Origin of the sequence: Kribbella sp. CA-247076 (genome assembly GCF_050942445.1) — a bacterium.
GTDB lineage: Bacteria > Actinomycetota > Actinomycetes > Propionibacteriales > Kribbellaceae > Kribbella.
In genome coordinates, this window is the sequence record NZ_CP192051.1 from 7,249,129 (window position 1) to 7,274,308 (window position 25,180).

General features: G+C 69.4%; 22 protein-coding genes and 1 tRNA gene. 15 read left to right on the plus strand and 8 right to left on the minus strand.

What is annotated here, in order from left to right; all coding sequences use genetic code 11:
* Genes ACQPYZ_RS34620 through ACQPYZ_RS34640 form a run of 5 tightly spaced genes read left to right on the plus strand, consistent with a single transcriptional unit; the run spans position 1 to position 5,410 of the window.
* Complete coding sequence (locus ACQPYZ_RS34620) at positions 1-909, plus strand: carbohydrate ABC transporter permease (protein ID WP_433163445.1); 909 nt, start codon at positions 1-3, stop codon at positions 907-909.
* Positions 906-1,739: a carbohydrate ABC transporter permease gene (locus ACQPYZ_RS34625; RefSeq protein WP_433163447.1), complete on the plus strand. Its 834-nt coding sequence runs from the start codon at positions 906-908 to the stop codon at positions 1,737-1,739. The genes ACQPYZ_RS34620 and ACQPYZ_RS34625 overlap by 4 nt, the downstream gene beginning before the upstream one ends.
* Complete coding sequence (locus ACQPYZ_RS34630) at positions 1,736-2,380, plus strand: hypothetical protein (RefSeq protein WP_433163448.1); 645 nt, start codon at positions 1,736-1,738, stop codon at positions 2,378-2,380. The genes ACQPYZ_RS34625 and ACQPYZ_RS34630 overlap by 4 nt, the downstream gene beginning before the upstream one ends.
* The gene (locus tag ACQPYZ_RS34635) at positions 2,364-4,856 is read left to right on the plus strand and encodes a GH116 family glycosyl-hydrolase (protein WP_433163450.1); all 2,493 of its coding nucleotides are present in this window, start codon (positions 2,364-2,366) and stop codon (positions 4,854-4,856) included. The genes ACQPYZ_RS34630 and ACQPYZ_RS34635 overlap by 17 nt, the downstream gene beginning before the upstream one ends.
* Positions 4,857-4,873: 17 nt before the next feature.
* Positions 4,874-5,410: a hypothetical protein gene (locus ACQPYZ_RS34640; protein ID WP_433163452.1), complete on the plus strand. Its 537-nt coding sequence runs from the start codon at positions 4,874-4,876 to the stop codon at positions 5,408-5,410.
* Here ACQPYZ_RS34640 and ACQPYZ_RS34645 read toward each other — a convergent pair.
* Positions 5,407-5,784 (minus strand): DUF779 domain-containing protein, encoded by a 378-nt coding sequence (locus ACQPYZ_RS34645; RefSeq protein ID WP_433163453.1) that lies wholly within the window; start codon positions 5,782-5,784, stop codon positions 5,407-5,409. The genes ACQPYZ_RS34640 and ACQPYZ_RS34645 overlap by 4 nt on opposite strands.
* A gap of 3 nt (positions 5,785-5,787) precedes the next feature.
* Positions 5,788-7,311: an aldehyde dehydrogenase gene (gene adh, locus ACQPYZ_RS34650; protein WP_433163455.1), complete on the minus strand. Its 1,524-nt coding sequence runs from the start codon at positions 7,309-7,311 to the stop codon at positions 5,788-5,790.
* An 84-nt stretch (positions 7,312-7,395) separates the two neighbouring features.
* Between adh and ACQPYZ_RS34655 the strand changes: the two genes are divergently transcribed.
* Together ACQPYZ_RS34655 and ACQPYZ_RS34660 are read left to right on the plus strand one after the other, a co-directional pair.
* Positions 7,396-8,850 (plus strand): GAF domain-containing protein, encoded by a 1,455-nt coding sequence (locus ACQPYZ_RS34655; RefSeq protein WP_433163457.1) that lies wholly within the window; start codon positions 7,396-7,398, stop codon positions 8,848-8,850.
* Between the two features lie 86 nt (positions 8,851-8,936).
* On the plus strand, positions 8,937-11,093 hold the full coding sequence (locus tag ACQPYZ_RS34660; RefSeq protein WP_433163459.1) for a (Fe-S)-binding protein: 2,157 nt from the start codon (positions 8,937-8,939) through the stop codon (positions 11,091-11,093).
* Positions 11,094-11,149: 56 nt separating this feature from the next.
* On the opposite strand, the gene ACQPYZ_RS34665 is transcribed toward ACQPYZ_RS34660, so the two are convergent.
* Positions 11,150-11,944: an SDR family NAD(P)-dependent oxidoreductase gene (locus ACQPYZ_RS34665; RefSeq protein ID WP_433163460.1), complete on the minus strand. Its 795-nt coding sequence runs from the start codon at positions 11,942-11,944 to the stop codon at positions 11,150-11,152.
* Between the two features lie 100 nt (positions 11,945-12,044).
* Between ACQPYZ_RS34665 and ACQPYZ_RS34670 the strand changes: the two genes are divergently transcribed.
* The 3 genes from ACQPYZ_RS34670 to ACQPYZ_RS34680 all read left to right on the plus strand — a co-directional run bounded on the left by ACQPYZ_RS34670 (position 12,045) and on the right by ACQPYZ_RS34680 (position 13,980).
* Positions 12,045-12,815 (plus strand): hypothetical protein, encoded by a 771-nt coding sequence (locus ACQPYZ_RS34670; RefSeq protein ID WP_433163461.1) that lies wholly within the window; start codon positions 12,045-12,047, stop codon positions 12,813-12,815.
* Positions 12,812-13,642, plus strand: a complete 831-nt coding sequence (locus tag ACQPYZ_RS34675; RefSeq protein WP_433163463.1) for a DUF4097 family beta strand repeat-containing protein — start codon at positions 12,812-12,814, stop codon at positions 13,640-13,642. Before ACQPYZ_RS34670 ends, ACQPYZ_RS34675 begins: the two co-directional genes overlap by 4 nt.
* Positions 13,643-13,764: 122 nt before the next feature.
* Complete coding sequence (locus ACQPYZ_RS34680) at positions 13,765-13,980, plus strand: hypothetical protein (RefSeq protein WP_433163464.1); 216 nt, start codon at positions 13,765-13,767, stop codon at positions 13,978-13,980.
* A gap of 129 nt (positions 13,981-14,109) precedes the next feature.
* Here ACQPYZ_RS34680 and ACQPYZ_RS34685 read toward each other — a convergent pair whose 3' ends face one another.
* Complete coding sequence (locus ACQPYZ_RS34685; RefSeq protein ID WP_433163466.1) at positions 14,110-14,421, minus strand: hypothetical protein; 312 nt, start codon at positions 14,419-14,421, stop codon at positions 14,110-14,112.
* A gap of 140 nt (positions 14,422-14,561) precedes the next feature.
* On the opposite strand from ACQPYZ_RS34685, the gene ACQPYZ_RS34690 reads away from it, so the two are divergent.
* Together ACQPYZ_RS34690 and ACQPYZ_RS34695 are read left to right on the plus strand one after the other, a co-directional pair.
* Positions 14,562-15,425: a hypothetical protein gene (locus ACQPYZ_RS34690; protein WP_433163468.1), complete on the plus strand. Its 864-nt coding sequence runs from the start codon at positions 14,562-14,564 to the stop codon at positions 15,423-15,425.
* A 118-nt stretch (positions 15,426-15,543) separates the two neighbouring features.
* Positions 15,544-16,986, plus strand: a complete 1,443-nt coding sequence (locus ACQPYZ_RS34695) for a hypothetical protein (protein ID WP_433163470.1) — start codon at positions 15,544-15,546, stop codon at positions 16,984-16,986.
* Between the two features lie 37 nt (positions 16,987-17,023).
* On the opposite strand, the gene dcd is transcribed toward ACQPYZ_RS34695, so the two are convergent.
* Both dcd and ACQPYZ_RS34705 read right to left on the minus strand, forming a co-directional pair.
* Positions 17,024-17,599 carry a dCTP deaminase gene (gene dcd / locus ACQPYZ_RS34700; protein ID WP_433163472.1) on the minus strand — a complete coding sequence of 192 codons (576 nt, stop codon included), beginning with the start codon at positions 17,597-17,599 and terminating at the stop codon, positions 17,024-17,026.
* Between the two features lie 370 nt (positions 17,600-17,969).
* A complete protein-coding gene (locus ACQPYZ_RS34705) occupies positions 17,970-18,410 on the minus strand; it encodes a MarR family winged helix-turn-helix transcriptional regulator (protein ID WP_433163474.1) in 441 nt (146 codons plus the stop codon).
* Between the two features lie 403 nt (positions 18,411-18,813).
* Here ACQPYZ_RS34705 and ACQPYZ_RS34710 point away from each other — a divergent pair.
* From ACQPYZ_RS34710 to ACQPYZ_RS34720, 3 genes are all read left to right on the plus strand, one after another.
* Positions 18,814-18,887, plus strand: a tRNA-Gly gene (locus ACQPYZ_RS34710).
* A 260-nt stretch (positions 18,888-19,147) separates the two neighbouring features.
* A complete protein-coding gene (locus ACQPYZ_RS34715) occupies positions 19,148-21,445 on the plus strand; it encodes a hypothetical protein (RefSeq protein WP_433163476.1) in 2,298 nt (765 codons plus the stop codon).
* 93 nt (positions 21,446-21,538) lie between these two features.
* Entirely contained in the window at positions 21,539-24,052 is a 2,514-nt protein-coding gene (locus tag ACQPYZ_RS34720; RefSeq protein ID WP_433163478.1) for a polysaccharide lyase family 8 super-sandwich domain-containing protein, read from the plus strand.
* On the opposite strand, the gene ACQPYZ_RS34725 is transcribed toward ACQPYZ_RS34720, so the two are convergent.
* Together ACQPYZ_RS34725 and ACQPYZ_RS34730 are read right to left on the minus strand one after the other, a co-directional pair.
* On the minus strand, positions 24,030-24,506 hold the full coding sequence (locus tag ACQPYZ_RS34725) for a MarR family winged helix-turn-helix transcriptional regulator (protein ID WP_433163480.1): 477 nt from the start codon (positions 24,504-24,506) through the stop codon (positions 24,030-24,032). The two genes, ACQPYZ_RS34720 and ACQPYZ_RS34725, sit on opposite strands and share 23 nt — an antisense overlap.
* Positions 24,506-25,105: a DJ-1/PfpI family protein gene (locus tag ACQPYZ_RS34730; protein WP_433163482.1), complete on the minus strand. Its 600-nt coding sequence runs from the start codon at positions 25,103-25,105 to the stop codon at positions 24,506-24,508. The genes ACQPYZ_RS34725 and ACQPYZ_RS34730 overlap by 1 nt, the downstream gene beginning before the upstream one ends.
* Positions 25,106-25,180: the final 75 nt, after the last annotated feature.

Below are 25,180 nucleotides of genomic sequence, written 5' to 3' on the forward strand. Positions count from 1 at the left end.
TTGGCGACCGCCGTGGCCGAGCGGGCCCGGGTGCAGCAGGCGACGGCCACGCAGCGGCGGGACTGGTTGCCGGGCTACCTGTTCATCAGTCCCGCGGTCCTGCTCTTCCTGGTCTTCGTCGCCGGTCCGCTGGTCGCCGCGTTCGGGCTGAGCCTGTTCCACTGGGACTTGCTCAGCCCGCCGGAGTTCGCCGGGCTGGACAACTTCCGGCAGCTGGTGAGCGACAGCGCGACGATCCGCGCGGTGGTCAACACGTTCGTGTTCGCGATCTCGTCGGTGGTCACCCACATCGGGTTCGGCATGCTGCTCGCGCTCGGCGTCCACCGGACGATGACGCGCGGGACGAAGTACTTCGTCCGGACCGCCTTCTTCTTCCCCTTCCTGATCTCGTGGGCCGCCGTCGCGCTGATCTGGAAGTACGTGCTGGACCCGGCCTTCGGGCTGGCGAACTTCTACCTCTCGTCGACCACGAACTGGCTGGCCTCACCGACCTGGGCGCTGCCGACGCTGATCGTGGTCGACTGGTGGCACACCATCGGCTACACCTTCATCATCCTGCTCGCCGGCCTGCAGACGGTGCCGGCCCAGTTGCACGAGGCCGCCCGTGTGGACGGCGCGAACGCGTGGTGGCGGTTCTGGAGCGTCACCCTCCCGGTGATGTCGCCGACGATCTTCTTCGCCACCGTGATCACGTTCATCGGCGCGTTCCAGATCTTCGACCCGATGGTGATCATGACCCAGGGCGGCCCGGACGGCGCGACCCGGAGCATCGTGATGTACACCTACGAGAAGGGCTTCCAGTCCTTCGAGGTCGGGTACGCCGCCACCCTCTCGCTGGTGCTGTTCGTGGTGATCATGCTGGTCACCGGCCTGCAGTTCCGCCTCAGTCGCCGGTGGGTGCACCAGTGACCGGCGGGGCGTACCGGTGGCGCGGCCGGCTGATCGACCTGGTGCTCGTGGCCGGCGGACTACTGATGATCGCGCCGCTGGTCTGGCTGATCGTGACCGCGCTGTCGGAGCCGATCGACGCGTTCCAGTTGCCGCCGCGGTGGATCCCGCGGCCGCCGAGCCTGGAGAACTTCCGGCAGGTGCCGGACCTGATCCCGTTCGCCCAGATGGCCTGGAACAGTCTGCAGATCGCGGTGATCACGACCGCCGGCGCGTTGCTGACGAGTGCGCTGGCGGCGTACGCGTTCTCGCGGTTGCGCTTCCCCGGACGGGACCAGATCTTCTCGGTGCTGCTGGCCGCGCTCGTCGTGCCGGTGCAGCTGACCGTCGTACCGGTGTTCATCCTGATGCGGTGGCTGGACCTGGTCGACACCACGGTGGCGATCTGGCTGCCGGCGCTGGTGAACGTGTTCGGGATCTTCTTCCTGCGGCAGTACATCGCGTCGATCCCGCGGGAGCTGGACGAGGCGGCGATCATGGACGGCGCCGGGCACTTCTGGATCCTGTTCCGGGTGATCCTGCCGCTGGCCCGGCCGGGCCTGACCGCGCTCGGGATCTTCGTCTTCGAGGCGTCCTGGAACAACTTCTTCTGGCCGTACATCTTCCTGTCGTCACCGGAGAAGATGACGCTGCCGGTGGGGCTGGTGTCCTTGCAGGGCGCGATGGGCGGTGGCCCGGCGGTCGTCCTGTTCGCGGCGATCACCCTGGTCGTTCTGCCGATCCTCGTCCTCTTCCTGATCTTCCAGCGCTCGTTCATCGCCTCGATCGCCTCCACCGGACTGCGCGCATGACAGACCACCTTCCCGCGGCCTTGCGTGCGTTGTGGCACGAGCTGCCGCTGCTCGCGGCAGCCGGAGTCCTGACCTGTACGGCGTCCGCAGTCGTCGTGCTGTTGATGCCTGGCGTCTCACCGGGCAGCGTGTTGCTGAGTGCGTTGCTGGTCGGTCCGGTGTGGGCCGGCCTGGTGGCGACGACCGACTCTGTCGTGCGTGACGGCCGTGGTGGGGTGTTGCTGATGCTGCGCAATGTTCGACGCTACGGCCCGGCCGGTGTGGAGGTCGCCGTCGTGCCTGCGGTCGTCGGCGCGCTCGCCTTGCTCAACTGGAGTCTCTACAGCGGTCCGCTGTTCCTGCTGCCGATGGCGGTCAGTGGGTGTGCGGCGGTACTGGCCGTGCTGGCCGCCTGCTGTGCGTTCAGTCTGCGGGTGACAGCCGGACTGCGTGGGCGGGCGCTGTGGTTCACGTCGCTGGCGTTGGTCGCTCGCGCACCTGCCGTACCGCTGGGGATCGTTGCGCTGGGCGTCGTCGCGCTGCTGCTCGGCACGTCGGTCACTGCCTCGTTGCTGTTGCTCGCACCCGGTCCGGTGGCGCTGTTCGCCTCGGCCGGTACCTGGACTGTCTACCGGACGGAGAACCATGCACTACAGCGGTGACAAGCTGACGCACTTCGCACTACCGCTCGGCGGACTGGGGACCGGCACTGTCGCCCTGGCCGGCAACGGTGCGTTGCGGCAGTGGCAGCTGCACAACATCGGCAACCACGAGGCCTTCGTACCGGACAGCTTCTTCGCGCTCCGGCTGTCCCAGGTGGAGCCACCGCTGGACGACATCCGCCTGCTCCAGGGCCCGTTGCGGCAGCCGACGCACACTCCGCTGGTGACCGACGATGTCGTACCGGAGAGCGAGCGGCGGCTGCACCAACTGCTGCATCCGGTCGGCTCGGCCACTGTGTCGGCAACCTATCCGCGCGCCCGGGTGGACTACGACACCGACCTGCCGTTGGACGTGAGCATGGAGGTGTTCAACCCGCTGGTGCCGACGGACGCGGTCGCGAGCTCGCAGCCGGTCGTTGCGTTCACCTTCACCTTGCGCAACACCGGTGACTTCCCGCTGCACGGTCTGCTCGCCGGCGCCCTGCAGAACTCCGTCGGCTGGGACGGCGTGACCCCGATCGACGGCGTCTCCTGCTGTCTGTACGGCGGCAACACGAACCGAGTGCGGCAGTCCGACCAGTGGACGTCGCTCATCATGGAGAACACTGCTCTCGCTTTGGATCACCCGGGCGCCGGGCAACTGGTGCTCTCGACCGAGAGCACTGCCGCCTTGAGCTATCCGCAGTGGTCGACGCCGGAGCAGTTCGTCACCTATCTGGCCGGCCGCCCGACCCGCCGGCCGTACTCGGCCGACGGTCCCAGCGCGCACGGGACGACGTGGAACGGCGCGCTGGCCGCCCCCTTCCGCCTGCAGCCGGGCGAGACCGTGCAGCAGCGGTTCCTGATCGCGTGGCACTTCCCGAACCGATATGTCGACTTTCAGCAGTTCGGTCCGCGGCGCGACTACGGTCACAGCCGCTTCTGGCTCGGCAACGCCTACACCCGCCGTACGCCGGATGCCGTCGCGGTGACGGACTCGTTCATCTCCACCTGGTCAGACCTGGAGTCCGGCACGGCAGCCTGGGCGGATGCGTTCGAGCAGAGCAGTCTGCCCGGTGAGGCCGGATCACGGCTCGCTGCGCTGGTTGCCGACGTACGCAGCCCGACCGTCTTCCAGACCGCCGACGACACCGTGCTGGGGTTCGAAGGCGTGCTCGGCGCGTCCACCGGCATGTGGGGCGGCCGGTACGGCGGCTCCTGCCCGCTCAACTGCACGCACGTGTGGAACTACGAGCAGACGCTCTCCCGGCTCTTTCCCTCGCTGGAGCGGAACATGCGGGACACCGAGTACGACGTGATGCAGGCGCCCGAGGGGTACATCCCGCACCGGGTGATCGCGCCGACATACCACCGGCAGCTGTGGGACGTGGTGATCGGCGGCCCGGAGGAGCCCGCGCTCGACGGCATGCTCGGCGCCGTACTCAAGACCTACCGTGAGGTCCGGCAGGGTGCGGGACTCGAGTGGTTGCGGCACCGCTGGCCGAACGTCGAGCGACTGCTCACGCACATCCGGGACAAGTGGGATCCGTCGGCGACCGGCGTACTGCGCGGCATCCAGCCCAGTACGCACGACATCGACCTGTGTGGCGTCAACACGTTCATGGGCACGCTCTGGCTGGCCGCACTGCGAGCCGCCGAGGAGATGGCGCTGCTGCTCGGTGAGGACGGCAAGGACTACCGCGTGCTGTTCGAGGCGGGCAGCAAGGCGTACGACGAGCTCCTGTTCACCGGCGAGTACTACCGGCAGGTCCTCGCGCCGGAGGAGACCCGCGACTTCCAGTGGGGTGACGGCTGCCTCGCCGACCAGCTGATCGGCCAGTGGTGGGCCCACCAGCTGGACCTCGGCTACGTGCTCCCGGCCGACCACGTGAAGACGGCGCTGCGCAACGTCGTACGGCACAACCTCCGGGTCGGCTTCGAGGGGTTCGACCACCCGTACCGAGTGTTTGCTGATGGCAACGACACCGGGCTGCTGATGTGCACCTGGCCGCACGGCGGTCGCCCGGACGTCCCGACCCGGTACTGCGACGAGGTGTGGACGGGCTCGGAGTACCAGGTGGCCGCGCACTGTCTCTACGAAGGACTCGTCGACGAGGGCTTCCAGATCCTCCAGGGCCTCTGGGACCGGTACGACGGCAGCCGGCGCAACCCCTTCAACCCGATCGAGTGCGGCGACCACTACATCCGCAACGCCGCCGGCTGGACCGTCCTCGAAGCCCTCGCCGGCTTCCGGTACGACGCCCTGTCCGGCAGCGTCACGTTCGCACCCCTGGACGTCGCCCGCACCGACGACCACTGGCAACTCCCCTTCGTCGCGGCCACCGGCTGGGGCGTGGCGACGAGCACCGCCGACACCCTCACCCTGACCTGCCACGCCGGCCGGCTGACGCTCCGAGCCGTCCACCTCGACAGCACTCCGCACCCGGTAGACGCCACGGTCCTCCCCGGAAAACCCTTGGTGATCCACCGGAGCTGACGCCTACCGTCGAGAGCATGTCGCTGCTCGACCAAGCACAGGCACTCCAGGCCGAGGCCCGGCAGCTCGCCGACCGTCTCCAGCTCGAATCCGCCTTCCCCTGGCGGCCCCAGCTGATCGGCAGCGCCCTGTCGGGCCTGATGGTCGACCGCGACCTCGACATCATGTTCGACGCCCCCGACGCCACCGCGCCCCGGATCCTCGACGGCCTGACCCACGTCGCCCGCCGGATCGACGTCCGGAGCCTCGACCTCCGAGACGAACGCGCCGACCGCCGCCCAACCCCGGCAATCACCGACGAACGCTTCTACGCCGTCCTCCACACCCCCACCTGGAAAATCGACCTAACCTTCTGGCTCCACATCATCGACCGCCCGCACGTGGAGGACGCTCTCAGGCTGCGCGACGCGACGGCCGAGCAGCGCCTGACCATCCTGCGCCTGAAGGCGGCCGGCCCCGACCTCGGCAGCTCCGACATCTACGCTGCCGTGCTCGGAACGGACAGGAGTGCCGGCCGTCCGGCAACGCCACCGGACGGTCGGCACTCGTTCTAGGGGAGTCCTAGTTGGGCGGACTCCTGGTCGGTGAAGAGGCGGGAGCGGATCAGGAAGCGGACGCCTTCCGGGGCCTCGACGGAGAAGCCGCTGCCGCGGCCCCTCACCACGTCGACGGTCAGCTGGGTGTGCTTCCAGTACTCGTACTGGTTCGCGGACATCCAGAACGCGATCGGCCGGTCGAGGCCGTCGACCACCAGATCGCCGAGCTGCACGTCCGCCGACCCCGTCCTGAACTCCCCGTCCGGGTAGCACATCGGCGAACTGCCGTCGCAGCACCCACCGGACTGGTGGAACATCAGCGGACCGTGCATCTCGGTGAGGCGGCGGAGCAGCGCCGCCGCCTCGTCCGTGAGCAGCACCTTCTCGACCATGGCCTAGAAGAACCCGAGCTTGTTCGGGCTGTAGCTGACCAACAGGTTCTTCGTCTGCTGGTAGTGGTCGAGCATCATCTTGTGGTTCTCCCGGCCGATGCCGGAGCTCTTGTACCCGCCGAAGGCCGCGTGCGCCGGGTAGGCGTGGTAGCAGTTGGTCCAGACCCGGCCGGCCTGGATCTCGCGCCCGGCCCGGTACGCCGTGTTGATGTCCCGCGACCAGACGCCGGCGCCCAGCCCGTAGAGCGTGTCGTTGGCGATCTTCATCGCGTCGGCGTAGTCGTCGAACCTGGTCACCGCGACCACCGGGCCGAAGATCTCCTCCTGGAAGATCCGCATCTTGTTGTCACCCTCGAAGATGGTCGGCTGGATGTAGTACCCGCCGGCCAGGTCGCCCTCGAGCTCGGCCTGGGCGCCGCCGGTGACGACGCGAGCGCCTTCCTCCTTGCCGATGCCGATGTAGGCGAGGATCTTCTCGTACTGGTCGTTGCTCGCCTGCGCGCCCATCATCGTGTCGGTGTCCAGCGGGTTGCTCTGCTTGATCGCCTGCGTCCGCGCGGTCGCGTCGGCCAGGAAGCTGTCGTAGATCGACGACTGGATCAGCGCCCGGGACGGGCAGGTGCAGACCTCGCCCTGGTTCAGCGCGAACAGCGTGAACCCTTCCAGCGCCTTGTCGTAGAAGTCGTCGTGCGCCGCGGCCACGTCGTCGAAGAAGATGTTCGGGCTCTTCCCGCCGAGCTCGAGCGTCACCGGGATGATGTTCTCCGACGCATACTGCATGATCAGCCGGCCGGTCGTGGTCTCGCCGGTGAACGCGACCTTGGCCACTCTGTTGCTCGAGGCAAGCGGTTTGCCGGCCTCGACGCCGAACCCGTTCACCACGTTCAGTACGCCGGGCGGCAGCAGGTCGTGGATCAGCTCGAGCAGCACGTGGATCGACGCCGGCGTCTGCTCGGCCGGCTTCAGCACGACCGCGTTCCCGGCCGCCAGCGCGGGCGCCAGCTTCCAGGTCGCCATCAGGATCGGAAAGTTCCACGGGATGATCTGCCCGACCACGCCGAGCGGCTCGTGGAAGTGGTACGCGACGGTGTCGTCGTCGATGACCGAGACCGACCCCTCCTGGGCCCGGAGCGCGCCGGCGAAGTACCGGAAGTGGTCGATCGCCAGCGGCAGGTCGGCGGCCAGCGTCTCCCGGACGGCCTTGCCGTTGTCCCAGGTCTCGGCGACCGCGAGCGCCTCGAGGTTGGCCTCGATCCGGTCGGCGATCTTGTTCAGAATCGTTGCGCGTTCGGTCGGTGACGTGCGTCCCCAGGCGGGTGCGGCACCGTGGGCGGCGTCGAGGGCGCGCTCGACGTCGTCCGCCGTACCGCGGGCGATCTCGGTGAAGACCTCACCGGTGACCGGGGTCGGATTCTCGAAGTAGCCGCCCTTGGCCGGCGGCACCCACTCACCGCCGATGTAGTGCTCGTAGCGCGATTTGTACGCGACCGGGCTGCCATCACTGCCGGGAACTGCGAAGATCGTCATAGGTCCTCCTACGGAACGCTCGACGGTGGACCGAACCTAGGCAGCGTGACGTTGCATCGACGTTGCAACTCGGAGTGAGGCTGGATGGACGCACCGGAGCAGGCCCGCCGGCTGAGTGAGCTGTACGACGAGGTGCTCGGCGGCGGCCGGGTGCCGCCGAGCCAGCGCCCGCTCGTCGCCGCCTCGTGGCAACGCTCACTGGCCGCCGACGTCGATCCCGAGCTGGACGCCCCGCCGGTGATCGTCGACACCGGCGTGGTCGAGGGCCTGCGGGAGAACCACCCGCTCCGGGCCGTCCTGCCGGTCCTGCGGCAGACGCTGACGTCGATCGCCGACGAGGCCTCGCACATCATGATCATCACCGACGCCCGCGGCACGATCCTCTGGCGCGAAGGCGCAGCCGACGTCCGCCGCCAGGCCGACCGGATCGCCCTGTCCGAAGGCGCGATCTGGTCCGAGGACAAGATCGGCACCAACGGCATGGGTACGGCGCTCGCGGTCGGGAAGCCGGTGCAGATCCACTCCGCCGAGCACCTGGTCCGCCGGATCCACGAGTGGACCTGCGCGGCTGCGCCCGTACACGATCCGGACACGGGCAAGCTGCTCGGAGCGGTCGACGTCTCCGGACCGCTGCGCACGGTTCACCCCGCGATGGTCGCGCTTGTCACCGCCGCGGCCCAGCTGGCCGAGGGACAGCTGCGCGTCCGGATGGCCGCGGCCGACGAGATGCTGCGGGCCCGGAACATGCGCCACCTGATGGCCCTGGGCGACGCACCCGGCGCACTCCTCACGCCGACGGGTCGCGTCCTCGCCGTACAGCCGCTCGAGTGGTTGCCCGACCGTCTCGACGTACCGGCCGGCGCCGACCGCATCGACCTCGGTGACGGCCGGGAAGGCCTGATCGAGCCGCTCGACGAGGGCTACCTGCTGCGCATGCCCGGTACGCCGGTACGCCGGAGCACCCGCCCGTCACTCCGGCTGAAGCTGCTCGGGGCCGGTCAGCCGATCGCGGTCGTCGGCGGCCGGGAGATCGCGCTGACGTTGCGGCGCGCCGAAGTACTCGCGCTGCTCCTGCTGCACCCGGCCGGCCTCACCGCCGAGCAACTGATGCTTCAGTTGTACGGCGACGAGGGCAATCCGACCACCGTGCGCGCGGAGATGCACCGACTGCGGAACCTGCTCGGCGGCGGAGTCCTCGACACCAAGCCGTACCGGATCATCGCCGAGGTCACCGGCGACGTCACCGACGTCCAGGCCGCCCTCCGCGACGGCGAGCTGACCACCGTCCTCGACCTGTACAACGGACCGTTGCTCGCCCGGTCCGACGCGCCCGCGCTGCGCGCCGAGCGCGACGAGCTCGACGCGAGCGTCCGCCGCGCGGTCCTCGACACCGCCGATCCCGACCTGGTGTGGCGCTTCGCCCAGACCTCGACCGGTGCCGAGGACCTAGAGATCTTCGAGACGCTCGTCACAACCTTGCTGCCCGCCGACCCCAGGCTTCCGGTCGCGGCGGCCCGGCTGCACCGGCTGAACGAGTAACCTCGGGTTGTTCCAGGTCACATCTCCCACGTGACGCGGGCCGCATCGACATGACTCACGAGTAACCAACCAATAACATCGCTGGTATGCAGATCCTCGCCATCGTCGTCTCGCTCGCGATCGCCGCCGTCGGCATCGCGTTGTTCGGCAAGACGATCGGGCACATGGTGTCCGTCATCAAGCTCGGCCAGCCGGCCCCGGGCCGCGCCGACCGTCCCGGGCAGCGCAGCGTCACGCTGGCCAAGGAGACGCTCGGGCACACCCGGATGCTGCAGTGGAGTCACATCGGCGTACTGCACTGGTTCGTCGCGTTCGGCTTCATCGGGCTGTTCCTCAGCCTGGTCACCGCCTTCGGGCAGCTGTTCGACGCACACTTCGCGCTGCCGGTCATCGGGCACTGGTTCGTGTTCGAGTGGGTGACAGAGTTCCTCACCTGGACCGGGCTGATCTCGATCGTCGGCCTGATCGTGATCCGGCTGCTCAACCTCCCGAAGGGGCACCTGGCCCGGTACTCCCGGTTCTTCGGATCGCGCGCCTGGCAGGCGTACTACGTCGAGTACACGATCCTCGGCGTACTCGTCTGCATCCTGCTGCTGCGCGGCCTGGAGTACCAGCTGGGCGCGGGCTCGAAATTCCACTTCCCGGGCACGTTCTTCATCGGCGAGCAGCTGTTCGGCGGACTGAGCGAGAGCGGGCTGGAGAACGTGGTCTACCTGGTCGCGATGATCAAGATCCTGATCTCGTTCGCCTGGATGATCACGATCTCGCTGAACGCCACCATGGGGGTCGCCTGGCACCGGTTCACCGCCTGGCCGAACATCTGGTTCAAGCGTGAGGCCGACGGCGGCAACGCGCTCGGCGCGCTGCAGCCGATCATGGTCGGCGGCGCGCCGATCGACTTCGAGAACATCGAGGACCTGGACGAGGACGCCGCTCTCGGCGTCGGCAAGGTCGAGGACTTCACCTGGAAGGGCCTGCTCGACTTCACCACCTGCACCGAGTGCGGCCGCTGCCAGTCGCAGTGCCCGGCCTGGAACACCGAGAAGCCGCTGTCACCGAAGCTCGTGGTGATGAACCTCCGCGAGCACGCGTACGCCAAGGCGCCGTACCTGCTCGCGTCGTCCGACGACGAGCGCAAGTCGCTGCCGGAGCTGGTGCTGGCCGAGCAGGACAAGCCGCTGGTCGGGTCGCCGGACGTCGCGGTAATCGACGAGGACGCGCTCTGGGCGTGTACGTCGTGCGGCGCGTGCGTGCAGCAGTGCCCGGTCGACATCGAGCACGTCGACGCGATCATGGACATGCGCCGCTACCAGGTGCTGATCGAGTCCTCGTTCCCGTCCGAGCTGAACGGGCTGTTCAAGGGCCTGGAGAACAAGGGCAACCCGTGGAACATGAACCCGTCCGGCCGGATGGACTGGGCCAAGGACCTGCCGTTCGAGGTCAAGCAGGTCGGGACCGACATCGAGTCGCTGGACGAGGTCGAGTACCTGTTCTGGGTCGGCTGCGCCGGTGCCTTCGAGGACCGCGCGAAAAAGACCACGCAGGCGGTGGCCGAGCTGCTGAACATCGCCGGCGTCAGCTTCGCCGTCCTGGGTGACGGCGAGACCTGCACCGGTGACCCGGCCCGGCGCTCCGGCAACGAGTTCGTCTTCCAGCAGCTGGCGATGCAGAACGCCGAGGTCTTCAAGGAGACCGGCGTCCGCAAGGTCGTCGCGACCTGCGCGCACTGCTTCAACACCCTGAAGAACGAGTACTCCCAGCTCGGTGTCGAGCTCGACGTCATCCACCACACCCAGCTGCTCAACCGGCTCGTCCGCGACGGCAAGCTCACCCCGGTCGCCCCGGCCGACAGCACGCTCAACGGCCAGAAGATCACCTACCACGACCCGTGCTACCTCGGCCGCCACAACCAGGTGTACGACGCCCCGCGCGAGCTGCTCGACATCATCCCGGGCGCCGAGTACGCCGAGATGCCGCGGAACCGGACCAAGTCGTTCTGCTGCGGCGCGGGCGGCGCGCGGATGTGGATGGAGGAGAAGATCGGCACCCGGATCAACGTGAACCGGACCACCGAGGCGGTCGAGACCGGCGCGGACAAGATCGCCACCGGCTGCCCGTTCTGCCGCGTCATGCTCTCCGACGGCCTGACCGCCAAACAGTCCGACGGCTCCGCCCGCGACTCCGTCGAGATCGCCGACGTAGCCCAACTCCTCCTGACCTCAGTCAAACGCGCGGAGAACTGACCCCCGCCACCCCAGCAGCCGTCCATCACTCGCCACCTGCCACCACCCGCCGGGAGCTAGCGCAGGTAGGAGGCGCCGTTGAAGTCGAGGACGGCGCCGCTGGACCAGCCGGCCGCGGGTGAGGCGAGCCAAAGGACGGCTTCGGCGACCTCCTCCGCGGTCGCGACCCGGTCGAACGGGCTCTGCGCCCGGATCGCGTCGCCTCCGGGGCCAGACAGCACCGCCTCGGCCATGTCGGTGGCGATGAATCCGGGAGCGATTGACGTCACGGTGATGTCATGTGGCGCCAGCGACACCGCCAACGACTGCCCGAGCGAGTGCAGTCCGGCCTTCGCGGCGCCGTACGCGGGCACGTCCGGCTCACCGCGGTACGCCCCGCGAGACCCCACGTTGACGATCGCGCCCCGCCGTACGCCGTCGGCCGGGTCCTTGTCCAGCATCTGCCGGGCCACGCACCAGGTCACGTGCGCGGCGCCTTCCAGGTTCACCGCGAGGGTACGGCGCCAGGCCGCCACCCAGTCGTCGTACGACGTCTCGGCGAGCGGATGCCCGAGCCGACGGGAGCCCGCGACCGGCTCGTCCACGAACAGCGCCGCGTTGTTCACCAGCACGTCGATCCGGCCGAGGATCGTGACCGATTCCTCAACCAGGGAAGGGATTTCGGCCGGATCGCCGAGGTCGGCGGCGACCACGCCGTGACCCTCGCCGGGCAGGCCGGCGCGGACCTGCTCGGCCCGCTCCACCGCGCCGCGGCAGTGCAGCACGACGCGGTCACCGGCCCGCGCGAACACCTTCGCGACCTCCGCCCCGACACCCCGGGAAGCACCCGTGACGAGCACACCTCTGGACACTGCTCCTCCTGTCGCCGACTGCAGGACATTCTGCCTGTGCCGCCGTCATGACATCAGACGGGGTTGACAGTGACGTCATCATGACGTCATGCTTGCTGTCATGGAACTTGACCACTATCTCGAGTCGGTACGGCGGAGCGTCGAGAACGCGACCGCCCTGGCCGACGACCAGACTCGCTCCGTGGCCCAGCGCCTCGGAGCCACGCTGGATGACGCGGGCCGCCTGGCCCTGATTTCAGCCCTGTCCGACGCCGCCGGGGAGATCAGCCGCGAGCTGTCCCCCGGATCGGTCGAGCTCCGGATGGCCGGCGGCCGTCCCGAGTTCGTGGTCACGCCGGCCCCGAGCCAGCTGACCGGCCACGACGACACGGACGACGAGGACATCGACGACGAGACCGACGACCAGCCCGCCGAGGCGATCGCCCCGGAGGCCGACGAGCCGACCGCGCGGATCACCCTGCGGCTGCCGATGTCGGTGAAGAACAAGGTGGACGAGGCCGCCGCCGCCGAGGGCATCTCCTCGAACGCGTGGCTGATGCGCACGGTGATGACCGAGCTGAGCGACCGTGGCCGGGGCCGCGGCCGCGAGCCGCGCCCGCCGCGGCCCCCGCGTCCGCCGCGCGGCGGCTTCTTCGGTCCCGACGGACCGCTCGGCCCGAATGGACCGCTCGGACCTGAGGGCGTGTTCGGCCCGGACGGCGTGTTCGGCCCGGACGGACCGTTCGGCGAGGAGGGCGTGTTCGGACCCGAGCGCGGCAAGCGCGGGAAGGACCGCGACCGTGATCGTGACCGGGGCCGGCGGGACCGGGACCGGGACCACCGCGGCGGGCGCCGCGGGCCGGGCCAGCGGATGACGGGGTGGGTCCAGTGAGCGGGTTCACCAGTCAGTTGGTCGAGGACGCGAGCCTGATCGACCGGGTCCGGATCGAGATCGGCTCCGGCCGGGTCGAGATCGTCCCGGCCGACGGCACCGACACCGAGGTCACCCTCGAGGTCGACAGCGGCAGCGAGGAGGACGTCGTCTTCAAGGTGCACGACGGCGAGCTGATCGTCGAAGGCCCCCGCGACGTCCGCCGCGGCCCCGACATCCAGGTCCGGATCGCCACCCCGGCCACGCTGGAGGCCCGGATCAAGACGGGTTCCGGGGACATCAGCGCGCGGACGCCGCTGAGCAGCGCCCGGCTGTCGACCGGCTCCGGCGACGTCCGGATCGAGCGGGTCGAGGGCGACCTGGCGATCAACACCGGCAGCGGCGACGTCCGGGTCGGGCACGCGGCCGGCATGGTCCGCGCGGGCACCGGCTCCGGCTCGATCACCATCGACGAGGCCGGCGACGCACTCGGGCTGAGCACCGGTTCCGGTGACGTCCGGGTCGGCGACGCGGCCGGCCCGACCACCGTCAAGGTCGGCTCGGGTGACATCACCATCGAGCGGATCCGGGACCACTCGGTCGCCACCTCCGGATCCGGTGACGTCCGGGTCGAGATCGCCGACGGACCGAGTGTCCAGGCGGAGACGGCCCGGGGCGACGTCCAGATCGGGGTGCCCGACGGCGTCCCGACGTTCCTGGACCTGAAGACCGTCACCGGGCGGATCCGGTGCGAGCTCGAGCGCGGCGAGAAGCCGGCCGAGGGCGAGCGCGCGCTGATGCTGCGGGCCCGCACGGTCTCCGGCGACATCAGTGTCGTCAAGGTCTGATCCACACCAGCTGAGTCACACCAACTGAGTCACCACCACCCAGCAGGTCCCGCCGGCCACGGCTCCGGCGGGACCTGGGCGAAGCACTGCCGAGATCAGGACAGAGTGAGGAGAGCAGAACGATGATCACCGAACACCAAGAGGTCGCCCGCTACCAGGTCGCCGAGAAGGTCCGGCAGGCCGAGATCCAGGCCCGCCGCCGGCAGGTCCGCGAGTCGCTCAAGGTCGACCAGGTCAGCGCCCCGCGCCACACCCTGGCCACCGCCCTCCGGCGCCTCGCCGACCGCCTCGAGCCCCAGGCCCACGCCCGCCGCCCCGGCCTCTCGGTCGTCCGATGAGGCCGAACAACGCCCCGGCCCTGTACAGCCTGCTGCACCGTCTCGGCCTGCTGACGACCACGTCCAGGTGACGCTGCTAGCGTTCCCCCGATCATTCAGGGCGGTGGGGGAAGACAGCATGAAGCTGCGTCAGGCAGTTGTCACCGGCTTTGCCACCATGGCGCTGCTCGGCGGCTGCAGCGGGAACGACGCCGACGTCAGGCCGGACGACGCCGGCACGACCGCGGCGAGTACGCCGGCCGCCTTCGATCCACCCAGACAATTCGTCCCTACGGCTGCCTTCGGCATCCGGCGGAACCTGAAGGACAACAAGGACACCGTGTCCGCCGGCATCGTGGGCCAGACCGCGGTGAGCACCGGACTCACCGGGACCACCGGCCGCAGCATCGTGACCGAGGGCAAGTCCTGGACCGTCCCGGCGGCAGCGGCCGGAATCACCACCTACGACGTGTCCACGCCGATGCCGGTCCAGCTGCAGGGTAAGGACGTCGTCCGCCGTCGCGTACGTCCAGTCCAGCAAGTCCCGAGGACGCGTCCTCTTTCAATGGCTCGATCCGGCCGACGGCACCAAGGTCGCCGAAGTGACCGCCGACCTCAGCACCGCCCTCGGCCGCGGTCAACGCGGCAACCGCGTGCTGCGACAGGTGTACGACGCCTCGACCGGACAACTCGCGATCGGTGTCAGCCCCGGTTCGGACGCGGCCGAGGCGAGGGCCGGCGACTTCACCGTGTACGTCGACCCGACGACCCGGAAGTCGTCCGTGATCCCGTTCGTCGTCCCGGGCGGCGTACGGAACAGCGTCATCGCGGGGGTCGGGCCGGGCAACGCCCTCGTGGTGGTCAACGGCGCCAAGGCCCGGATCACGAAGCGACTTCCGACCCGCGTCGAATCCGTCTGGCCGGTCGGCAGCGGCGCACGGCACGCGGTCTTCCAGGGCTCGGAGATCGTCCGCAAGCCGGCCTACCAGTACCGCGACACGTTGCTCTCGGTGGATCTCGTCTCCGGCGCGGTCGTGCCGATCGTGTCACCACACATCGGCCCGTGGGGCTTCACTTGCCTGGGCGATCGAGCCGGTGGGATCGTCTGCAACGGGTCAGAGGATCTCCGGATGACCGAGATTCTCGGCATCGACGACGCGACCGGCCGGAAGATCTGGGGCTTCACCGAGCAGCAGGGCGCCGTACCGCGGATCACGGCGGCCTTCCACGGCGTCGTCTACGCACAGAACGGCGCGAAGCCGGTGCTGCTGGACATCTCCACCGGGAAGTACCTCTCGACCAGCGCTCCGTCCTCGGCGCTGTCCAGTTCCTTGGAGCTCTTCGACAACGCCGTACAGTCGCCCACGGCCGTCACGCCGTACGGTGGGGTCTACCTCCAGCCCGCCACCGGCACCGCGAGCTACGACAACGAAGCGATCCTGGTCGCGCTCCGGCCGACCGGCTGAGGACTGCAGGTTCGTGCAAGGGCTGTGGATAAGTCCGCGGCGGGACCCACGGACACTGCTAGCGTTCAGGCGATCATTCTCGGTCGACCTGGGAGAGTAACCAACGATGCTGCGCCCGATGGCAGTTGCCACCGCCACCGCCACCGCCGCCGTCGTCCTGCTCGCCGGTTGCGGCGGCAGCGACGACCCGAACTCCGAGTCCACCCCCGACGCCGGTGGTGCCAGCTCGGCGACAACCCCCTCGGCGCCGCCCGTCCCGTCCTTCGACCCACCCAAGTCCTTCGCCGCCGCATCGGCGTTCCCGCTCGAAGGCCAGGACGGCGTCCGGACCGGCATGGTCGGCCGGACCACGCTGGTCGCGAGTGCCACCGGCCTCACCGGGCGGGACATCGCTGCGCAGAAAGAGCCCTGGATGGTGCCCGCGGCCGAGGCGGCGACGACCGAGATCGTGCGCCTGACCGATCCGATGGCCGTCCAGCTGGACGGCGAGGACGTGGTCGCGATGGCCTACGTCCAGAACGACAAGGGCAACGGCACGCAGAAGGCCAAGGGACAGGTGCTGTTCCAGTGGATCGACGCCGCCGACGGCAAGAAGGTCGCCGAGGTGGTCACCGATCTCTCCGCGACGCTCGGCCCCGGCGAAGGTGCCGACGACCTGGTCGGCCAGGCGTACGACGCCGCCACCGGCCAGCTCGCGATCGGCCTGAAGCCCGCCGGCGCGGCCGGACGCCAGAAGGTCGGCGCGACCTTCACCGTGTACGCCGACCCGAAGACGCAGAAGTCCACGGTGATCCCCTCGTTCGACGTCGCCGCGGTGCTCAACGGAGTCGTCGCCGGCGCGAACGGCGGCAACGCGGCGGGCCAGGGCGAGGCCACGATCCTCGTCGCCGACGCGGCCACCGGCAAGATCACCAAGCGGACGCCGACCAACCAGGCCGTCCTGCACGTCGCCGGCCACGGCTCGAAGCGTGGGTACCTGAGCGGGACCACGCGCCGGAGCGACACCGACAACAACAACACCGTGTACTCCGTCGACCTCCCGACCGGCGCCGTCGTACCGATCAAGGGCCTCGTGCAGGACGGCACGATGAACTTCGGCTGCCGGGGTGACGAGGCCACGGCGGTGGTCTGCACCGCCCGGGCCACCGATGGCAACGACGAGATCATCGGCATCGACGACAGCACCGGGAAGAAGGTCTGGGGCTACACCGAGAAGACCTCGAACCGGATCGTTCCGTCCGTCACCGCGGCGTTCCACGGCATCATCTACGCGCAGACCGAGGCGCAGCCGGTCCTGATGGACGCCGCCACCGGTGAGGACCTCAAGGGCAGCACACCGGCGCCGTCGGAGAGCGCAAGCCCGACGGACGGCGGGACGCCGAGTTCCTCGCAGTCGCCCGGCTCCGGCTCGCAGACGAACGGTCCGGCCAACGCGAACGGTTCGGTCATGTCGCTGTACGACGGGAAGCTGCGGTCACCGCAGACCGTCACCAAGTACGGCGGGGTCTACGTGCAAGGCGACTACAAGCCCGCGCTCATCGCGCTGAGTCCTACCGCGTGAACGAACGGGCCCCGGTCGACCGGGGCCCGTTCGTCGTTCAGATGTCCGTGCGGTGGAAGTTCTTGTAGGAGCGCGACGGCGTGGGGCCCCGCTGGCCCTGGTACCGCGAGCCGTACTTGCTGGAGCCGTACGGGTGCTCGGCCGGGGACGACAGCCGGAAGAAGCAGAGCTGGCCGATCTTCATCCCGGGCCAGAGCTTGATCGGCAGCGTGGCCACGTTGGACAGCTCCAGCGTCACGTGGCCGGAGAAGCCGGGGTCGATGAAACCCGCGGTGGAGTGGGTGAGCAGACCGAGCCGGCCCAGCGAGGACTTGCCCTCCAGCCGGGCCGCCACGTCGTCGGGCAGCGTCACCAGCTCGTACGTCGATCCGAGCACGAACTCACCCGGGTGCAGGATGAACGGCTCGTCGCCCTCCGGCTCGACCATCCGGGTCAGGTCGGGCTGTTCCTCGGCCGGGTCGATGTGCGGGTACTTGTGGTTCTCGAACACCCGGAAGAACCGGTCCAGCCGTACGTCGACACTCGACGGCTGCACCATCGCAGCGTCGAACGGGTCCAGCTGGACCCGCTTCGCGTCGAGCTCGGCCAGGATGTCACGGTCGGAGAGCAGCACGAAGGCAACCTAGCAGCGCCTCGCCCCGTCGGCCCAGTCCCGTCGGCTCAGTCCCGTGGGTTCTGTTCCCGTCGGCTCAGTCCCGTCGGGTCTGTTCCCGTCGGCTCAGTTCCTGGCCGCCCCCGGATCCGGCCGCCGCTCCCCCGGCAGCGGCCCGAATCCTTCCACCTGCTGCGGACGAGCGACGCATCGCGCTCGTCCGGCCCTGCGATCCCGGTGCCCGGTGACCGATCGTCCGGAGCCCTCAGCTCCCCGGCGTGACCACGTCTCCGGGCTTCCCCGAGTTGTCGTCCGTCCGGCCGTCGTACCCCGGTCGTCGTCCGGCACCGTTGCGGCGTACCGGCGAGTCAGGGGCCTCAGGCAACGAACGTCAGTTGGCCAGCCGGTTGAACTTCGACACCTGGGTGGCGAAGGTCTTCACCTGGGCCGGCGACCAGTCCTTGAGCAGGTCCTCGATCACCCGGTGCCGCTTCTTCCGGGCCGCCGCGAGCTTGCGCTTGCCCGCCGCGGTCAGCGTCAGCAGCGTCGCGCGGGCGTCGGACTTGTCGGCCGCACGCTTCAGCAGACCCTCTTCCTCCAGGCGCGCGCAGGCCCGGCTGACCGGACCCTTGTCCACCTCGAGCGCCGCCACCAGGTCGGCCATCCGCACCGGCGCCAGCTCCTCGACGTGGTTCAGCAACGCGTACTGCGCCGGCTCCAGATCCGGATGCGCCTCGTCGGACAGCGTCCGCTGCAGACCGCGCAGCCGTCGTGCCAGTGTGACGAGCTCCTTCTCCAGGTTGTCCAGCGCGTCACTCGTGTCTGTTGCCACCATTCACCCCTTCATCCAGTTGCCCCGCAACCATCTTGTCCGGTCCAGGTGAGGACCGCATCCTCACGTTGCGTCGAATGTTGCCCCCGGCAACGCCCTCTAATCTGCCAGAAGATGCCGGGCCTGCCCAGTCCTCGGCGTGCCCTTTGTGGAAAACTGCCCAGGTAACCCCCGCGCAAACCGCCCGGCGGCCACTTTTCGATGCGTTCGGCATCAGTTCCGGCGGCGCGAGTACGACGTCCGCCGACGCCGGCCCGATGCCCGCGGACCGTTCTGCCCGGCATCGGCATCCCTCTAGACCACCCGAGCACCCCGATCCGTCGCGGCACGCGGACCCACCGTGGCTCGCGCCCCACCCATCCGCTATGCTCGTCTCCGCCTGCCGGGACCACCGGCCGGCCGCGCGGGTGTAGTTCAATGGCAGAACATCAGCTTCCCAAGCTGACAGTGCGGGTTCGATTCCCGTCACCCGCTCCACTTGTCAGGACATGTCAGAGCCCAGGCCGTCCGGCCCGGGCTCTTTTTTGTTGCCTGGTGCCCCTAATTCCGACAACTGGAGTTTTCGGTTCAAACGGTTGAGTTAGGCAAGTGGTCCGGGCCGGCCGTAACAGATTCTTGTTGGATCAGTTATCCAGGGCAACGGGTGAACTACGGGGTGCAACATCGCGCCGCCGCGGGGACCTCGTTGCCCGGTCCACCCGCCGCGGGCCGGGTTCGTCGTACAACGGGAGCCTTTCATGCGTTTCGCCCGCACCGCCCTGGGCCTGCTGCTCACGCTGGCCGGCCTGGTGGTCACGCTCGCCGGCGCAGTCGCCGCCTTCTGGCTGGTCGGCCCGGACAACACGATCGCCACCGGCAGCCGGCCGTTCAGCAGCCAGGGCCTGGCCGTCATCACCGCGCCCGACCTGCTCGACCGGCACGGACCGACCCTGCACGTCACCGCGAGCGGTGACCGTCCGGTCTTCGTCGGCGTCGGCCAGGACCTGGACGTCGCGAACTACCTGTCCGGTACGGCGCACAGCCGGCTGATCCGGTTCGACCCGCCGGCGACGTTCGGCACGCAGGAGATGCGCGGTCGCACCACCCGGTTGACCCCGCCGAGTGAGCTCGACTGGTGGGTCGCCGAGGCCGGCGGGCCGGGCCGGCAGTCGATCGCCTGGCCGATCCAGGACGGCCGGTACGACGTGGTCGTGATGAACGCGGACGGTACGCCGGCCGTGGGTGCCGACGTCACGTTCGGCGTCGAGGTCGACCGGGCGTTCGGGATCTGCCTGCTGGTGCTGGGCGCCGGCACTGTCGTACTCGCCATCGGCCTCACCCTGACCTTCCGCCGCCGCCCCACCCCGGCCCCCCACATCCGCATCACCCCTCTCCCGGCCATCCCCCAGCCGACAGCCCTCCAACCGGCAACCCCGCTGCCGGCAACCCTGACCTCGCGACGGGCCCCTGGCCAGCCGCACACCGCCCACGCAGCCGCCCTGGCCAACCCCCAGCCGGGCGCCGCCCGACCAGCCGCCCTCTCCCCGTTCTCGCCCACTCCTCAGTCGGCGGCACTCTCCTCTCGCACCGCCACCGACCAATCAGTCGCCCACCAACCAGCACCTCCCACCCCGCGCACCGAAACCTCCGGCCGGCAGTCCGCCGACGACACAACCACCGTCACCCCGGCCTCTGTCCCCGCGGCCTCAACCACCGCGTCCGACAACCCTTCCGGCACCCCGTCGGACAGCCCGGTCGACGCGCCTCTGTCGCAATCGCCGTACGGAGCCCCGGCCTACCGTGCGCCAGTGCGCCGGCCGGCCGAGGGGCGGGAGCCGATCACCACCGCCCCCATGCTGATGTCACCGGTCGCGGTGGCGAAGGCGAAGTCGCCCGCCTTCCTGGTCTCCGTCGGCGCGGTCCGCGACGACGCCGAGCACCAGGGAGCCCAGACCCGGCTCGACGAAACGGACTACCAGGAGGTCTCCTACGAGATCACCGAGTACGACGAGGAGCCGGCGACCGTCCGGCTGGAGGAGTCGCCGGAGTTCGAGCGCAGCGACGAGGCGGTGCGGAAGACCGCCGCGCTCCTGGCCAGCGGCGCCATGTTGCTGACGACAACGAGCTGCGGGCTGCTCCCGGCCGAGAACAGCGCGGCCGCGCCGGACACCCGCCCGGCGATCACGGTCGCCGACGCCCAGGACGTCGTCAAGCGGTACAACGAGCTGAACAACCAGGCGAACCAGGCGCGGGATGCGAAGCTGGCCGAGACGATCGAGGCCGGTCCGACGCTCACCCAGACCCGGGCCGGTTACCTGATCGGCCGCAAGCTGGACGCCGCCGGGAAGGACAAGGAGAAGCCGTTCAGCTTCACCGAGCCGAAGATCGGCGCACCCGAGTTCGGGTCGTACCCGATGCGGTTCGTGGTCAGCTCCGGCGTCTCGGACGCCCCGGGCAGCCGGCAGCTCGGTGTCTGGCAGCGGGAAAGCGCCGGTACGCCGTGGCTGCTGACGCACTCGGTCTACCCACTGAAGTCGGTCAAGCTCCCGTCGATGGACGGGCTGCGGACGCCGTCGCAGGCCGACGTGGACGGCCTGTTCACCCGGCCGTCCGCGGCCGCCGAGACGCTCGCGGCGTACCTGTCGGAGGGGGCGAAGTCGTCGGAGGCGAAGCTGTTCGCCCCGTCGCCCGGGACGACGACCCTGCTCGAGCGCCGGGCGAAGGCGAAACTCGCGGACACCAAGGAGACGTACATCGCGAGTGTCGCCGACACCTTCGCGGCGTCCGGCGAGCCGCTGCCCTTCATCACGTCGACCGGCGAGGCGCTGGTCTTCGTAGCGCTGACCGAGCAGTACCTGCAGCGGGTCGAGCCGGGGTCGAACGCCTACTGGACCAGCGGCGAGGCGACCGCGTTCAGCAGCATGGTCAAGTACACGCAGACCTTGCACCAAGACTATCTGTATCAGGCGGCCCTGGTGATCCCGACGAAGGAGTCCGGCGGGCCCATCCGGATCCTGTCGCTCGACGGCCAACTGGTGGGCGCGGGCGGCTCCTGAGCCGAAATCAGCGGCGTGCAAGCGCTTGCCGGAGGATAGTTCCGGCTGGTTGACTCCCCGGGTGAGGATTTTCCCATCCGCCTGGGAGTACCTGTGGACATCACCCGCCGCCGCCTGCTGTCGTTCGTTCCCGCCACCGCGCTGCTGACCGCGGTCAACCCTGCCCCGGGCGCCCGCGCCGCCACCCGCAGTACGGTGGCGGACCCGAGCCAGTTGCTCGCCAACGCGATCGCGATCTACGCCGGTACGCCGGAGTCGAACGCCCGCCCCGAGGTCGCCGCCAAGCTGACCGCCCTGGACGCGACCGCCCGGACCTGGCTGACCGCGATGGACGGCGCGGGACCCGGGGAGTTGTTCGCCGGTCTCCCCCTCGGCACGAGCGACTCGAACCTCAACGCGTCGTACCAGCACCTTTACGAGATCGCCCTCGCGACCAAGCGGCCCGGCCCGGCGTCGGACCTGCAGGGCAACGAGCAGGTCCGCGCCCGGGTGGCCGAGAAGCTGGTCTGGCTGCACGACAACTACTACGGCGACCAGTCGAAGGGGTACTACGGCAACTGGTTCAACTGGGAGATCGGCATCTCGACCCACGTGTCGAAGACGCTGGCCCTGCTGGACGCCCCCGCCGACCTGATCGCGCGGTACGTCCCGTCGATGGACGCCTACCTGCGCAACGGCAAGGACGGTGACGTCGACCTGGACTCGCGCTTCCACACCGGCGCGAACCTCGTCGACATCACCGCCAACCGGGTGCTGCAGGGCGCGCTGATGGGCGACGACGCCCGGATCCGCAAGGCACTGCAGGACCAGTTCACCGTGTTCGCGACGATCGACCCGTACAACCTCCAGCACGGAGTCACCGACGGGTACTACGCCGACGGCTCGTTCATCCAGCACTCGTCGGTCGCGTACACCGGCTCGTACGGCAAGGGCCTGCTCAGCCGGGTCGTGCAGACCATCAAGGTGCTCGCGGGTACGGAGTACGCGCAGAGCGACGACCTCGTCGGGGTGGTCCAGGGCTGGGTCGAGCACGGGTTCGCGCCGCTGATCTTCGAGGGCTGGATGATGGAGATCGTCAAGGGTCGCGCGGTATCCCGGACCGGCACCGGGTACGCCGACGTCGCGGTCGTCGTGGAGGCGATCGTCGACCTGGCCGACTACGCGACCGGCACGGACGCTGGCCGGCTCAAGTCGTTCGCGAAGTACACCGCCCGGCCGACGATCAACCCGAACACCTTCGTCTCGCCGGTCAGCATCGCCCGGTTCGCCGACATCGTGGCCGACCCGGCGATCGTCCCGGCCGATCTCAACCCGGCCGCGAGTACGACGGCGTTCAACGCGATGGACCGGACCGTGCACCGGCGGCCCGGGTTCGCGTTCGCGCTGGCCCGGAACTCGGACCGGATCAGCAAGTACGAGTACATGAGCGGCGAGAACCTGCTGCCGTGGTTCCAGGGCGACGGCGCGCACTACCTGTACCTGTCCGGCCAGGACCAGACGCAGGCCTTCGGCATCGACTACTTCACCACGGTCTCGCCGTACGCGCTCGGCGGCGTGACCGCACCGGTCGAGACCCGGAAGTCGATCCCGGAGCTCTACGGGACGCCGTACTACGACAACCCGGACCACCCGCTGAACTTCACGCCGTCGAGCGAGTCGCAGAACACCTACGTCTACTTCCCGACCGGCACGAACGCGCACTCCGGCGGCGCGACCCTCGGTGCGTACGGCGCGGCCGGCTGGGTGCAGTCGAGCGACTTCGCGTACGCGTCCCGCGACGTCCTGCCCGACGATTTCGTCGTGTACCGCAACGCCGAGGCGACCAAGTCGTGGTTCCTGCTCGACGACGAGATCGTCGTCCTGGCCGCCGGTGTCGGCGACTCGACGCGCGCCGTCACGACCACGATCGACACCCGGATCGCCGCGCCGGGTGATCCCGTCGCGATCACCGGCGTACGGCGGGACGGCACGGCCTGGACCGGGACGGGTACGACGGATCCGCGGTGGCTGCGGTACGCGAACGGCGCGGTGTCGCTCGGGTACTACTTCCTGCAGCCGAGTCAGGTGTCGGTGGACCTGCAGCAGGTGACGCGGAGCCGGCGGGTGGTGCGGACGTCGAACCCGGACACGGCGGCGACGAAGCAGGTGTTCGGACTGACGGTCGCGCAGCCGGCCGGATCGAAGCGGTCGATGGCCTACGCATTGGTGCCTAATGCAACGGAGTCCGCACTGCGCTCCTACCAGCACGGACGGGTCGTCGTGTTGTCGAACACTCCGCGGCTGCAGGCGATCCATCACCTCGGTCTCGGGCTGACCGGCGTCAACAGCTTCGGTCCCGGCCGGCACAACCTGCCCGGCCTGACCGTCGACGGTCCGGCGTCGCTGCTGCTGCAACGACAGAAGGACCGCTCGCTCACCGTGGCCGTGTCCGACCCGACGACGGCTCGCGACACGATCACGGTGAACCTGTGGGCGCAGTACCTGCGACCTGCCTCTGCGGTCCCGGGTGTCCAGGTGGTGCGGACGTTGACCGGGACCCGGCTGACCTTCACCACTCACCACACCTACGGACGGAGCCTCGCGGTCAAGCTTCTTCGAGCCTGGTGATCAGCGCCTGCATGGTGGCGAGCGTCGTCTTCAGATCGTCCAGGTCGACGCTCGCGCTGAGCTTCTCGGCGAACGGGTGCTGGGCGATCGAGATCTGCCGGATCGCCCAGTAGCCGGCCTCGGTACAGGCGAGCAGTTTGGCGCGACGGTGCGCCGGGTTCGGCCGGTACTCGGCCAGGCCGCGCTCGACCAGCAGGTCGGCGATCCGCTGCACGCCCTGCCGGGTGACACCCATGATCCGGCCGACATCGGCGACCGACCGCGGCTCGTCCAGGACGCCGCCGAGGACCTGCCACCACGCGGCGGTCAGCCCGCCGTGGGCCGCGAGGTCCTGGGCGGCCTCCATCAGCCGGGCGTTCAGCCGGAAGGTGGCGAGAACGACATCGGTCAGAACCGCACCACCTTCCGACTGCGGACCCGGCTTCGGCCAGTCCTTGCGCGGAGGAACAGTCATCAGCCGACGAGCGCCGGGTACGCCGACGGGTCGCCGCGGTGGAACACGCCTTCGTACGCGTCCAGCTTCACGTCGGACGCGAGCCCGAGCCGCTGCAGCGCCGCCCGCGCGAACTGCACCGGCGAATCGGGGCCGGCCGTGATCAGGTCGCCGTCGACCACCGCGCGCTCGTCCACGTAGTTGTCGCCGCCCTGGTAGCCAGTTGCCAGCAAGTACTCCCTCACGGCGCTCGTGTGCTTGCGGTCATCGAGCAGCCCGGCCCGCGCGAGCCCGGCCGTCGCACCGCAGATCGCCGCGACCGGTACGCCGGCGTCGAGGAACCGCTGCGCCAACTTCGCGAACGCGTCCCCGCCACCCTCGTCCCACTGCGCCGACCCCGCCAGCACCAGCAGGTCGCCGTCCTCGGGCTCGACCTCGGCCAGCACCTTGTCCGGCACGATCCGCAACCCACCCATGGTCGTCACCGGCTCCCGCGTCTCGCCGACCGTGACGATCGTCCACTGCTCGCCGGTGAACCGCCCGGTCCGCAACTCGACCAGCAGATGCCCGATCTCCCAGTCCGCCCACGTCTCGTACACACCCACATATGCTGTCTTCATAGACAACATACTGTCATGACGACAACATGTTGTCAATAAGTCGGCTGCAACTTCTCCTGAGTCCTGGGACGCTGG